We start from the raw sequence: 12633 nt of genomic DNA on the forward strand, positions 1-12633 counted from the left end.
AAATTGGAGGGTTACTTGGGAATGGCCAGGGCGAGCTCCCCTTAGCAACTCGTGAGGAGCAAGCGTGCGGGAAGGTTGAATCAGCTGCCTTGCGCCTGTATGATATCTACGTTTTGTAGATACAAAAAAAGGGGGGTAAAAATGGAATTTGCCAAGATCTTCCGCCATGGCGGCTCCCAAGCCGTACGTTTGCCCAAGGACTATCGTTTCGACAGTGCGGAAGTGCGGATTCGCCGACACGGCGCCGCCGTTATCCTGGAACCAGTCCCGCAAGATTGGGCCTGGCTATCACCGCTGATCGGACCAGTCGATGCGGATTTTGAGGCAGCGGCGGTCTCCCAGCCTGGGGAGCAGGAGCGGCCTGGCCTGGACGTCTTTGAATGAAGTATCTTCTCGATACCAACGCGGTGATCGCGATGCTCAAGGGCGAGCCCAACATGCTTGCCCGTCTGCGAACGCATTTGCCGGCGGACTTCGGGATGCCGTCCATCGTTGCTCACGAGTTGTACTACGGGGCTTACAAGAGCCAGCGCGCGGCGGCGAACCTTGCGCGAATCGAAGCGTTGCAGCTTGAGGTGGTGCCATTTGATACGGAGGACGCCCAGCACGCAGGCGAAATTCGTGCACAACTGGCGGCCGCTGGTACGCCGATCGGCCCTTATGACACCTTGATTGCCGGACAGGCGAGGGCGCGCAACCTCATTCTTGTGACACACAACGTACGCGAGTTTTCCCGTGTGACGCAGCTGCTGGTCGAAGACTGGCATGCTGGCGGCCACTAGGAATGCTGTGCACAGTCTATGGCCTGAGACGACTCCTATAGCCGGCGGTATCGCCAGTAGGGGTCCCCTCGATTCCCGTGCAATTTACCGGGGTAGCCACCCCTAGCATCCGTGCGGGTTTCCGGGCCGCGCTCGCCTGATACCCCAGTCACATCAGTCACTTGCTGACTGGTCCTTTGCTCCTCCTCCTGAACCGTTGATCGCCCCTAGGGGTGATCGTACTTTTGGTGCGAAATCTGGCGGTTAGGCAGCAAAAATTCATACGGATTCAATGGTTTGCAAGAGCGCCTATCTCACAAAGCGCGGTCGACAACGAAGGCTTGCTGCATACGGTTCCTCTACTGGCTAGCGCCAGATTTTGCACCGAAAGAACAACTACGCCTAGCGACGCATCGAGGGCGACGGGCTGCCGAGGTATTTGGAGCCGGACATTAGTCTCGATCTGCCAGCGCGCGAGTTCAACGTTGGTGGAGGTGCCGGGTAGCACCGCGGTCTACGTCTCGCAGTGCGAGGCCGTTGCCGCCCGGATTACACAAACTCGTTCTTAGCCGGCCTTGGCGGACCGACCGCCGGTCGTTGCAACCGGCACATCGGGCGTCCGATACCGGTCAAATTGCGGCCGTCTACACCCCGTAAACGCAGGCCATAGATTTGGCCGGCGCAGCAATGCTCGCGAACTCGCCGTTCTCCTTTGCTGCCTCGCCCCCACTGTCCGTATAGAGATTGCGGCGAGATCTTTCGAACAAGTCTGCAAAGCCACCCAAAAAAACGAATGCTCGGAGGTTTCCGAGGCATTCAATCGCCGCATGCGGTGGCCGTTAGGCCGGCCGAGGCGCTGTGGCGGAAAAAGCGCAAGATGTGCCCGCGGGCAGCACGATGCTGACCTCGAGGCCCCCTTGCACGCGATTGGCGGCAGTCGCGGTGCCGCCGTGGGCAGCGATGGAGCGCTGGGCAATGGACAGGCCCAGGCCGAAGCCGCCTTGGTTGGATTGGGCCTGGACGAACGGCTCGAACATAGTTTCCAGCAACCGCGGCGGCACGCCAGGGCCCTCGTCGGACACGTGAATGCGGTAAAGGCGCCGGTCGGTGTCGTGGACAAAGCTCACCGTCACCGTCTGGCCCGATGCCGACACATGAAGCGCATTGCGCATGACATTCTCGACCGCGCGGCGGATCAGTTCCAGATTGCCGCGCATCGGCGCCTCGGCCGGGGAGGCTGCCTCGAAGCGAATGCGCACGCCGCGGTGCGAGCCTTCAAAATCGGCGTCGGCGGCAACGGCTTCACAGAGTTCCCGCAGGTCGAAATGGTCGACCACCGGCTGGGTTCCGCTCTCTATCCGCGATAGCGTCAGCAAGCCGGCAACGAGTTCGTTCAGACGCGCCGCCTCACGTTCGATGCGGTTCAGCGACTGGCCGATGCGGGCGGGTTCCTGGCGCGCCAGCGCGGCCGCCACGTGCAGGCGTGCAAGCGGGGAGCGCAGTTCGTGCGACACATCGTGCAGCAGTCGCTCGCGGCCTTCCACAAGCCGGGAGATACGTGCGGCCATGGCGTCGAAGTCGCGCGACAGTTCGGCGATCTCGTCGTGGCGGCCCTGCACGCCGGCGGCAGTGCGCACTGCCAGATCGCCTGCGCCAAAGCGATCGAACGCGCGCTGCAGCCGTTGCAGCGGCGCGGTCAGGTACCAGGCCAACGCGATGCTGTAGAGCAGGCCGCAAAGCACGTAGAGCACAATGATCGGCGCAGGCGGTCCGGTATCGGGGGGCACCCGCGACAGCACGTCGGGCGGCACATAGTGGATCTGCCACGGCTGGCCGTCCGGACTCCAGACGAGATCCTCGGCCAGCGGATCGGACGTGGTGGAAACACGCGACCACGTCAGCGTGCCTTGGCCAACCAGTTCGCTCTGGAAGCGCTCAAGCGCGGGCTGTCCACCCGTTTCCATCAGGGTGCGTGCGGCAGCCAGCGTGTTGCGTGCGGAAGCCTGCTGTATTTCATGGATGAGCTGCACGTGCGGGGCATCGTTGCGCAGCACCGTGAACCATAGCCAGATGCCGATTGATACCGCCGTCACGGTCAGGCAGAAGCCGGCCATGATCTTCCAGAACAGCCCGCCCACGGGCAGGCGGCCCAGCCAGGAGCGGCGTGGCGGCTTGGGCGCATCCGGGGTGTTGGGTGCGTTGGGGGTGTCGGGACAGTTCGGGATGGAAGTCTCCGCGTGGCGCTTCATCGTTCAGTTACCCTGTTAGCTATCGAGCCGGTAGCCGAAGCCCCAGACCGTGGCAAGCATCGATTCGGGCGCGCCTGCGGCGGTCAGCTTCTGGCGCAGATTGCCCACGTGCACGTCGAGGCTGCGGTCGTACTGCATGCGCGGCCGGCCCAGTACCTGCAGCGACAGGTCGTCCTTCGAAACGGCGCGGTCGGCATGGCGCACCAGGTATTCAAGCAGGTTGAATTCGGTCACGGTCAGGTCCAGCGGCTGGCTACCCACGCGGGCCACGCGTTGCGATGGGGCGATGGTGATCAGCCCGGCGGTCAGTTCGTCAGTGCGCTCGGCCTGCACGCCACCCTGCGTACGCCGCAGCACGGCGCGCAGGCGCGCCACTAGTTCGCGCGGGTAGCAGGGCTTGGGCACGTAGTCGTCGGCGCCAAGTTCCAGGCCGATCACGCGGTCGATGTCGCTGCCCTTGGCCGTCAGCATGATGACCGGCACGGCGCTGCGGGTGCGGATCTCGCGCAGCACGTCGATGCCGCTCACGCGCGGCAGCATGATGTCCAGCACCACCGCCACGAAGCGGCCAGAGACAGCTAGCTCCGCGCCGGCCTCTCCATTAGCGCAGGCCGTCACGGCGAAGCCTTCGCCGGCCAGGTATTCGCCCAGCATCTCGCACAGTTCCGCGTCGTCGTCGATCAGCAGGATTTCCACGTTATCCCCATTTTCCGTTGCCGCATTATCGGCCATTCGGGCCGCCGCGCTGGCCCCGAAACTGCGGCTTTACAGCTTCTTTACGAATTCCTTTTCGAATGCTTACCCCTGCCCGTGACGCCCCTCGCGACAATGGCCGCATGCCAATTGAACGGTGTCGGCGTTGCCCTTGCATCACATTGGGCAACCGCGCCGGGCTTCAGGAAAAGGAACGCATGAGAACTCGTATCCAACGCATGCCGCCGCTAGCCCTGGCGGTGGCCGGCATTGCAATTCTGGCCGGCTGCCACGGCAATGAAGGCGCGGCGCCCTCTGCCGCCGCCCCCGAAGTTGGGGTGGTCACCATCCAGCCGGCCAGCACCACGCTGACGACCGAGCTGCCGGGTCGCGTCTCGGCCACGCTGGTGGCCGAAGTGCGCCCGCAGGTGAGTGGCATTGTGCAGAAGCGGCTGTTTGCCGAGGGAAGCGAGGTCAAGGCCGGCGACGTGCTGTACCAGATCGACGCGGCCTCCTACCAGGCCGCCTACGACAACGCGCGTGGCGCGGTGGCCAAGTCGCGGGCCTCGCTGGCCACAGCGAAGCTCAAGGCGCAGCGCTACAAGGCGCTGCTCGACATCAAGGGTGTGAGCCAGCAGGACTACGACGACGCCAAGGCGTCGCTCGACGCTTACGAGGCCGAGGTCATCTCGAACGAAGCCGCGCTGCAGAGCGCGCGCATCGACCTGCAACGCACCCGGGTGACGTCGCCGATCACGGGGCGCATTGGCAGGTCGAGCGTCACGGCCGGTGCGCTAGTGACGGCCAGCCAGACCACGGCGCTGGCCACGGTGCAGCAGCTCGATACGGTCTACGTGGACGTGGTGCAGTCCAGCGCCGAACTGCTGCGGCTGCGCCGCCGGTTGGCCGAAGGCACGCTGCAGCACGGCGCGGCCGACGTGAAGCTGGTGCTGGAGGACGGCAGCACCTACGCGCAGGCGGGCCGCCTGCAATTCACCGAAGTCTCGGTGGAACAGAGCACCGGCGCGGTCACCCTGCGCGCCACGTTCGCCAACCCCAGGCAGCAGTTGCTGCCAGGCATGTACGTGCGCGCGGTGCTGCAGGAAGGCGTGGAGGACAAGGCGCTGCTGGTGCCGCTGAAGGGCGTGAGCCGTGACAGCAAAGGAAATCCCACGGTGATGGTGCTGGACCGCGATAACCGAATCCATGTGCGGCAAGTCAGCACGTCGCGCAGCGCCGGTGGCAACTGGGTGGTAGCCTTGGGCATCAGCGCGGGCGACCGCGTGGTGGTGGACGGCCTGCAGAAGGTGCGCGACGGCATGGCGGTGACGCCGGTCGCGGCCGATGTCAGGCCGGCGGCGGCGCCCGTGGTGGCGAGCCACGCGCAGCCCGGTGAGGCGGGGAGGGCCGAATAACGATGTCGCGCTTCTTCATCGACCGGCCCATCTTCGCGTGGGTCATTGCCATCGTCATCATGCTGGCGGGCGCCCTGGCCATCCGCACGCTCCCGGTGGCCCAGTATCCCGAGATCGCGCTGCCTTCGGTCAGCATCTCGGCCACCTATCCCGGTGCCTCAGCCAAGACCATCGAGGACAGCGTCACGCAGGTCATCGAGCAGAAGATGAAGGGCATCGACAACCTGCGCTACATGTCGTCGTCGAGCGACTCGTCAGGCAATGCGTCGATCCGGCTGACGTTCAACGCCGGCACCGACCCCGACATCGCGCAGGTGCAGGTGCAGAACAAGCTGCAGCTCGCCACGTCGCTGCTGCCCACCACGGTGCAGCAGCTTGGCGTGTCGGTGACCAAGTCGTCCACTAGCTTCCTGCTGATCGTCGGTTTCGTCTCCGAGGACGGCAAGATGAGCCAGGCGGACCTGTCGAATTACGCGGTGTCCAGCATCCAGGACCCGATCAGCCGCGTGGACGGCGTAGGCGACGTCCAGGTCTTCGGCGCGCAGTACGCCATGCGCATCTGGCTGGACCCTGACCGCCTGCGCAGCTACAAACTCGTACCCGCAGACATCAAGACCGCGATCGAGGCGCAGAACACGCAGGTCTCCGCCGGCCAGATTGGCGGTGCGCCAGCGGTCGCGGGGCAGCAACTCAACGCCACGGTCACGGCGCAGAGCCGCCTGCAGACGCCCGCGGAGTTCGAGGCAATCCTGCTCAAGACCGCCACTGATGGCGCCACCGTGCGACTGCGCGACGTCGCCAAGGTTGAGATCGGCAGTGAGAGCTACGACTCCACCTCGCGCTTCAACGGCAAGCCCGCCACAGGTCTGGGCATCAAGCTGGCCACCGGCGCCAATGCGCTGAGCACCGCGCAGGCCGTGAAGGCCAAGGTGGCGGAGCTGTCGGCCTCGTTGCCGGCCGGCGTGAAGGCTGTGTATCCGTACGACACCACGCCGTTCGTCACGCTGTCCATCCAAGAAGTGGTGAAGACGCTGCTGGAAGCCGTGGTGCTGGTGTTCCTAGTGATGTACGTGTTCCTGCAGAACTTCCGCGCCACGCTGATCCCAACGATTGCCGTGCCCGTGGTGCTGCTGGGCACGTTCGGCGTGCTCGCGACGCTGGGCTTCTCGATCAACACGCTGACGATGTTCGGCGTGGTGCTGGCCATCGGGCTGCTGGTGGACGACGCCATCGTGGTGGTCGAGAACGTCGAGCGGGTGATGAGCGAGGAAGGCTTGTCGCCGCGCGAAGCCACGCGCAAATCGATGTCGCAGATCACCGGCGCGTTGATCGGCATTGCGCTGGTGCTGTCGGCAGTATTCGTGCCGATGGCGTTCTTCGGTGGCTCCACCGGCGTGATCTACCGGCAGTTCTCGGTGACCATCGTGTCGGCCATGGCGTTGTCGGTGGTGGTGGCGATGGTGCTGACGCCGGCGCTCTGCGCGGCGCTGCTGAAGCCACACCCGCAGCACGCGCCCGGTGGTGGGCCAGCGTCGCGCGGGCTGCTGGGCTGGCTCAACCGCACATTCGACCGCGGCGCCACGCGCTATGAAGGCGCGGTGCGCGGCATGCTCGGCCGGCGGCGCCGCTACCTGGCACTCTATGTGGCCCTTGGGGTCGTGATGGCGCTGCTGCTGGCCCGCCTGCCCGGATCGTTCCTGCCTGAGGAGGACCAGGGCATCATCATGACGCAGGTGCAACTGCCGGCCGGCGCCACGCAGGCGCGCACGCTCGAAGTGATCCGGCGGGTGGAGCAATACTACCTGACGCAGGAGAAGGACGCGGTCGAGTCCGCGTTTGCGGTGGTTGGCTTCAGCCTTGGCGGCAACGGCCAGAACAATGCGATGGTGTTCGTGCAACTCAAGGACTGGAGTGTGCGCAACCGGGCATCGCTGCGTGCCGCCGCACTGGCCGGGCGCGCCCGCATGGCCTTCGCGAAGATCCGCGAAGCCAATGTGTTCCCAATGGTGCCCCCCGCCGTGATGGGCATGGGCAATTCCACCGGCTTCGACCTGCAGCTCAAGGACACAGGCGGCCTGGGCCACGACAAGCTGATGGGCGCGCGGGACACGCTGCTCGCTGCCGCCGCAAAGGATCCGGCGTTGATGGCAGTGCGTCCCAATGGTCAAGACGACACGCCGCAGGTCAGCCTGCACATCGACCACGCCAAGGCCGGCGCGCTCGGCGTGACCGTGGCCGACATCAACGACGTGCTCTCCACGGCGTGGGGCGGTGCCTACGTGAACGATTTCCTGCACCAAGGTCGGGTCAAGAAGGTCTATGTGCAGGGTGTGGCATCGAGCCGGATGATGACCGAGGACCTCGATCACTGGTACGTGCGCAATGCCGATGGCGACATGGTGCCGTTCTCGTCGTTCGCCACGGCATCGTGGACGCAGGGGCCGCCGCGCCTGGAGCGCTACAACGGCGTGTCGTCGGTCGAGATCGTCGGCGAGGCCGCGCCGGGCGAGAGCTCGGGCGAGGCCATGGCCGCGATCGAACGCATCCTGGCCACGCTGCCCGATGGCATCGGCCACGAGTGGACCGGGCTATCTGACCAGGAGCGCATGTCCGGCTCGCAGGCGCCAGCGCTGTATGCGCTCTCGGTGCTGTTCGTGTTTCTGTGCCTGGCAGCGCTCTATGAGAGCTGGTCGATTCCGTTCTCAGTGATGCTCGTCGTGCCACTGGGCATGTTGGGCGCGCTGGTGGCGGCCACGCTGCGCGGGCTCGACAACGACATCTACTTCCAGGTGGGCCTGCTAACCACGATCGGGCTCTCGGCCAAGAATGCCATTCTGATCGTGGAGTTCGCGAAGCAGCTCCACGGCGAGGGCATGGACCTGACGCGGGCCACGCTGCAAGCCGTGCGCATGCGGCTGCGCCCAATCCTGATGACGTCGTTCGCGTTCATCCTTGGAGTGCTGCCGCTGGCGGTGAGCACCGGCGCCGGTGCCGGCAGCCAGAACGCGCTGGGTACCGGCGTGGCCGGCGGCATGCTGGCCGCCACGCTGCTCGGCATTTTCTACGCGCCGTTGTTCTTCCACATGATTACCGACGTGATGGCGCAACGCGCCGCACGGCGGCCGCGCATAGCACCCGATGCCGATACCCATACCGATACCCAGGAGCCGACATGATGCAGCGTACTTCTCTCGCAGCGCTGACGCTGGCCTGCGCCGCGGCGCTGGCCGGATGCGGCACGATGGCGCCGGCCTACCAGAGGCCCGACACCGCCACGCCGGCCACGTGGCCGGCAGGCGAGTCAAACGGCAAGAGCGCCGATGCCGCAGGCGCCACGGATAATAAGTCGGCCGCCGTATCGGCCGACCTGCCGTGGCGCGAAGCCTTCACCGATGCCACGCTGCGCCGGCTGATTGCGCTGGCGCTCGACAGCAACCGCGACCTGCGCGTGAGCCTGCTCAACGTCGAGAAGGCGCGCGCGCAGTATCAAGTGAGCCGTGCGGCGTTGTTCCCGACAATCAACGCCACGGCCGACGGCTCGGCCTCGCGCACGCCGGCCTCATATGCCGGCACCGCGTCCCGCGGCTCATCCGCCACCATCTCGCACCAGTACAGCGTGGGCGTGGGCGCCGCCAGCTACGAGCTCGACTTGTTCGGCCGCGTGCGCAGTCTGCGCGAGCAGGCGCTGCAAAGCTACCTGGGCACCACCGAGGCGCGTCGCGCCGCACAGGTCACCCTGATCTCGGAAGTGGCCACCGCCTACCTGACCTGGAGCAGCGACGCAGCGTTGTACAGGCTGGCCCAGCAGACATTGGCGGCGCAGCGTGGCACCTACGACATCACCCGGCGGAGCCAGGAACTTGGCACCGCATCGGAGCTGGCCGTCAAGCAGGCGCAGACCAGCGTGGACAGTGCCCGCGTGGACGTGGCGCGCTACACCGCGCAGGTGGCACAGGACCGCAATGCGCTGGCGTTGCTGCTGGGCACGCAGATACCCGACGACGTGGCGCCGCTGGAAGACCTCAACGCGAGCGTGATGCGGGAGGTGTCCGCCGGCGTGTCGTCCGACGTGCTGCTGGTGCGCCCCGATGTGCGGGAGGCCGAGCACACGCTGCAGGCGGCCAACGCCAATATCGGAGCGGCCCGCGCGGCGCTGTTCCCGCGCATCACTCTGACCGCTAGCACCGGTACGGCCAGTGGCGCGCTGTCGGGGCTGTTCAAGGCAGGCTCGGGTGCGTGGGCGTTTGCGCCGTCGGTGAGCCTGCCACTGTTCGATGGCGGGGCCAATCGTGCCAATCTCGACGCCGCGGAGGTGAGCGAGCGCATCGAGGTGGCCAACTACCAGAAGGCGATCCAGACCGCGTTCCGGGAGGTGGCCGATGCGCTGGCCACACGCGGCACCCTCGACGAGCGGCTGGCGGCGCAGCAGTCGCTCGTCGATGCGAGCCAGGCTGCCTATGACCTGTCGATGGCGCGCTATCGCAACGGGGTGGACAGCTACCTGAGCGTGCTGGTGGAGCAGCGTTCCCTATACGCCGCGCAGCAGGATCTGGTCACGCTGAAGCTGACGTGGCAGGGAAACCTGGTCACGCTTTACAAGGTGCTTGGCGGCGGCGGGGAGGGGGTGTGAAGTCCCAAAAGCTAGCCGCCAGGCGCGGCGACACCACAGGAGCTTTTCCAAACGGACCGATGTCTATGTGGAAGTCGGCTTAAGCCGCATTTCATCGCAATTACGCTTTGCCGACCTTCAAGGGCGTAGAGGTAGCAAGGTGGGCGACGGCATCGGTCTCCGGCATCAGTCTTTAAGCAAGAATCCTGCCCAGTGACGGGTGAGCACGTTAAAGCGGGCATCGGGCCACGACAGCCCTATGTCCGTATCTGGCCGGTCTCTGCCCTCGGCCTACCTGGGGCCGGGCTTGCAGACGCCAGAGACGACTGCGACCCTGAGCGGACAGCGGTACTTCCTCGAAGCTGCCATTCGACGAAATTTGCACGTTTGGGGCGGTCGAAACTTGCAAAGAGCCAAGCCAATGTTCCTGCACTCATTGTGCGGCACAGCATTGACGGATACTCCTGTAGGGCGGTGATGCTGGCCTGAAGCTGCAGACTTTTGAGCAGCGTGTTGCCGGGTCAAAAGCCTGACAACGGTCATTGAAGATCCGGCGTCGGGATCCGGCCAGGAGCCGCTGTTCGACGACTGAACCTAAATCGTCGACAATCAGCGATACAGAAGGTTAGCAAAGAACCGATTGGCGTTGACACCAATGCCCATCAGTTGCCCCTTTTGGAGGGCGTTGGAGAGGACTTTGCCTGCCGTGAACGCCGAAGCTGCGGAGCTAGCTATTTCGGTCGGCTCTTCCAAGAGGGTTGATCCGCTTATCGATCCCCAGGGCGATCCATCCGTCGCTGTGGAGAGCGAGTCAACGGGCCCAACCCGAGCGCGCTAGGGTGTGCTTGTGGCTTGGGTGCCCCGCGCGCGAACAGAGGGTATTCGGCGTCTGCAAGGCTTGGTGGGGGCAACGGACATGAGAACAGCCAGGAATACTGTACATGCATACAGTAGTTTTGGCGGCATCGCAAGGGCGGGAATTTCGCTGCCGCGCTGGCGGACACCCCGTTTAGCGGCTAAACGGCATGGTTGTTTCAGTGATGAGCCACTTATTAATTATTTAACATAACCTTAATTATAGTGTTTTATGAGGCACTTTAAAGATTCTGTTCCGCCGGGTTTGAGATTGCCACTATAAACCGGTAAAGTGATCTCGATGGCGGAATCCGGACCGCCTCTGATCGGAGCAATGCGATGTCGTCCAGAGATGTTGAGCAAACCTTACTGAGCCGCTGCGCTGCGGCGGCAAGGGGTGAACTCGCGCGTGCGACCGATCAACGTGAAGCCAACGTTTTCCGGCTCGCCTCGATGGTTCTTCGACCGCGGATGCCGTCAGAGGCGGAGAGGCTCTTGACCGTCAGTGAATCCTATTTCAGCCAGCATCCTACGGACTTGGTGGCGAGTGGCGACGTTGTCCGGAACGGTTGGGTGCTCAGTGTTCCGCGTCTTCGGGACATGCTGACCATGCGTCTACGCCACGCCTGACATGTCCGACGGCTTCTACACTCACACCGCTCTCGCCGAGGGCCTTCGGGATCTGATGGCGCAACTTGAAGGTCGGCTGTCGCTGCAAAAGCCGCTGACCGTGTACTTGGCCGGCGGGATGGCGGTTCATCTGTACACAGCCAGCCGGGTGACGACGGATGTTGACGCCGAGTTCGCCGGTCGCGTGATGCTCCCGCAGGATTTGCTCGTGGACGTGAAGTTAGAGAACGGTGTCACGCAAGCGATCTACCTGGACACCAACTACAACCCCACGTTCGCTCTGATGCACGAGGACTACCAGGAAGATTCGATTCCGGTGGACCTTGGTCTCAAGCAAATCCGTGTGCGGGTCCTGTCACCGACGGATCTGGCCGTCAGCAAAATCGCTCGCCTAGCCGACAACGACCGGGAAGATATTCGGGCGCTGGTGTCGGAAGGACTGACTTCGGCCGCGGAGATCGAGGCGCGAGCTACCGAAGCCCTTGGTGGGTATGTCGGCGGTATTGAGATGCTACGCGCAAACCTCCGGGACGCCGTCGCCATAGCTCAGGATGAGGAGCGGGCGATGGACGCCAACAGGGCGATGGACCGGCCAAAATGCTAAGTGCTGACGCCTTGGGGCGTCGTTATTGTTGATTTGCACTGAGAACTGACCCGGGTAGGGTCCGTTTTCCGTGCAAATCAACAGCCAGCCATCAACGCGCGCAACTTGCCCAAGAGGTGTTGCGAAAGTCGCCGGGATCGGAAGCGTCGAGATCCGAAGTACCACTTGTTCCGCAGCCCGAGGCCATAGATGGCAGTCGCAATCGCAGACGTCGTGTGAGGCGCTGCCATGCCCAGCATTCTCGGCAACTGAGGCGAAAGAAGCGCTTGAGTCGCAGGATGGCAGCGAAGGCAAGCGTGCGATCCAAAGCGAAACAATGACGACCGCTGCCGCGGAAGACCGCAGGCGTGGCAGCGGCCGAAGCGCAATTGCCGAGAGCCGCAAATGCGTGGGCGCGACTTTACACGACAATTTTTCCTGCTTCACCTTGCGAGAATGGACTCGCCGTGGTTGACACTCCAGTTTCCTGGTGAACTTTGCGATGTGAAGCGTCTTGGCATAGCCCTTGCGATATCACGACGAGCGTGGGCCTTCCTCACGCTGAATACCATTCACAGGAGACCATCATGAAGAAGGACAAGGGTACAGCGAGCGACGACACAAGAAAGAAGGATAAGAAGGCGGAGAAGAAATCCGAAGACAAGAAGGCGGACAAAAAGTCCAGCGATCGTGCTTCGGCGTCGGGCAAGAAGTCGAAGAGCGGAAAGAAGGCAAAGAGCGAGACAACGGCCGGTAAGGAAGACCGTGCAGATCGGGGCAAGAAGCAGCGGAAAAGTTCTTAGTTTAGGCGTATCGTCACGCACTAATCTGTCCGGTT

At 64.0% G+C, this 12633-nt stretch carries 9 protein-coding genes; 7 read left to right on the top strand and 2 right to left on the bottom strand.

The window, feature by feature from the left end; translation table 11 throughout:
• Positions 1-141: 141 nt before the first annotated feature.
• Positions 142-384 carry an antitoxin gene (locus BLQ58_RS24985; RefSeq protein WP_029051548.1) on the top strand — a complete coding sequence of 81 codons (243 nt, stop codon included), beginning with the start codon at positions 142-144 and terminating at the stop codon, positions 382-384.
• Positions 381-782: a type II toxin-antitoxin system VapC family toxin gene (locus tag BLQ58_RS24990; RefSeq protein ID WP_029051547.1), complete on the top strand. Its 402-nt coding sequence runs from the start codon at positions 381-383 to the stop codon at positions 780-782. The genes BLQ58_RS24985 and BLQ58_RS24990 overlap by 4 nt, the downstream gene beginning before the upstream one ends.
• Before the next feature lie 818 nt (positions 783-1600).
• On the opposite strand, the gene BLQ58_RS24995 is transcribed toward BLQ58_RS24990, so the two are convergent.
• Together BLQ58_RS24995 and BLQ58_RS25000 are read right to left on the bottom strand one after the other, a co-directional pair.
• Positions 1601-3010 carry an ATP-binding protein gene (locus BLQ58_RS24995; protein WP_049816001.1) on the bottom strand — a complete coding sequence of 470 codons (1410 nt, stop codon included), beginning with the start codon at positions 3008-3010 and terminating at the stop codon, positions 1601-1603.
• A gap of 15 nt (positions 3011-3025) precedes the next feature.
• Complete coding sequence (locus BLQ58_RS25000) at positions 3026-3706, bottom strand: response regulator transcription factor (protein WP_029051695.1); 681 nt, start codon at positions 3704-3706, stop codon at positions 3026-3028.
• Between the two features lie 215 nt (positions 3707-3921).
• Here BLQ58_RS25000 and BLQ58_RS25005 point away from each other — a divergent pair, with 215 nt between their 5' ends.
• The 5 genes from BLQ58_RS25005 (at position 3922) to BLQ58_RS25030 (ending at position 12598) form a co-directional block, all read left to right on the top strand.
• Positions 3922-5118: an efflux RND transporter periplasmic adaptor subunit gene (locus tag BLQ58_RS25005; protein WP_092602857.1), complete on the top strand. Its 1197-nt coding sequence runs from the start codon at positions 3922-3924 to the stop codon at positions 5116-5118.
• Positions 5119-5120: 2 nt separating this feature from the next.
• Complete coding sequence (locus BLQ58_RS25010; protein ID WP_092602859.1) at positions 5121-8294, top strand: efflux RND transporter permease subunit; 3174 nt, start codon at positions 5121-5123, stop codon at positions 8292-8294.
• A complete protein-coding gene (locus BLQ58_RS25015) occupies positions 8291-9748 on the top strand; it encodes an efflux transporter outer membrane subunit (protein WP_368086173.1) in 1458 nt (485 codons plus the stop codon). The genes BLQ58_RS25010 and BLQ58_RS25015 overlap by 4 nt, the downstream gene beginning before the upstream one ends.
• Before the next feature lie 1465 nt (positions 9749-11213).
• Positions 11214-11816 carry a DUF6036 family nucleotidyltransferase gene (locus BLQ58_RS25025; RefSeq protein ID WP_029051464.1) on the top strand — a complete coding sequence of 201 codons (603 nt, stop codon included), beginning with the start codon at positions 11214-11216 and terminating at the stop codon, positions 11814-11816.
• A gap of 566 nt (positions 11817-12382) precedes the next feature.
• A complete protein-coding gene (locus BLQ58_RS25030; RefSeq protein ID WP_029051465.1) occupies positions 12383-12598 on the top strand; it encodes a hypothetical protein in 216 nt (71 codons plus the stop codon).
• Positions 12599-12633 lie beyond the last annotated feature (35 nt).

Source organism: Ralstonia sp. 25mfcol4.1, from assembly GCF_900104095.1.
Lineage (GTDB): Bacteria > Pseudomonadota > Gammaproteobacteria > Burkholderiales > Burkholderiaceae > Cupriavidus.

Coding starts and splice junctions, on each gene's coding strand:
- BLQ58_RS25005 (WP_092602857.1), top strand. CDS start 3,922: ATGAGAACTCGTATCCAACGCATGCCGCCGCTAGCCCTGGCGGTGGCC.
- BLQ58_RS24985 (WP_029051548.1), top strand. CDS start 142: ATGGAATTTGCCAAGATCTTCCGCCATGGCGGCTCCCAAGCCGTACGT.
- BLQ58_RS25010 (WP_092602859.1), top strand. CDS start 5,121: ATGTCGCGCTTCTTCATCGACCGGCCCATCTTCGCGTGGGTCATTGCC.
- BLQ58_RS25025 (WP_029051464.1), top strand. CDS start 11,214: ATGTCCGACGGCTTCTACACTCACACCGCTCTCGCCGAGGGCCTTCGG.
- BLQ58_RS25030 (WP_029051465.1), top strand. CDS start 12,383: ATGAAGAAGGACAAGGGTACAGCGAGCGACGACACAAGAAAGAAGGAT.
- BLQ58_RS24995 (WP_049816001.1), bottom strand. CDS start 3,010: ATGAAGCGCCACGCGGAGACTTCCATCCCGAACTGTCCCGACACCCCC.
- BLQ58_RS24990 (WP_029051547.1), top strand. CDS start 381: ATGAAGTATCTTCTCGATACCAACGCGGTGATCGCGATGCTCAAGGGC.
- BLQ58_RS25015 (WP_368086173.1), top strand. CDS start 8,291: ATGATGCAGCGTACTTCTCTCGCAGCGCTGACGCTGGCCTGCGCCGCG.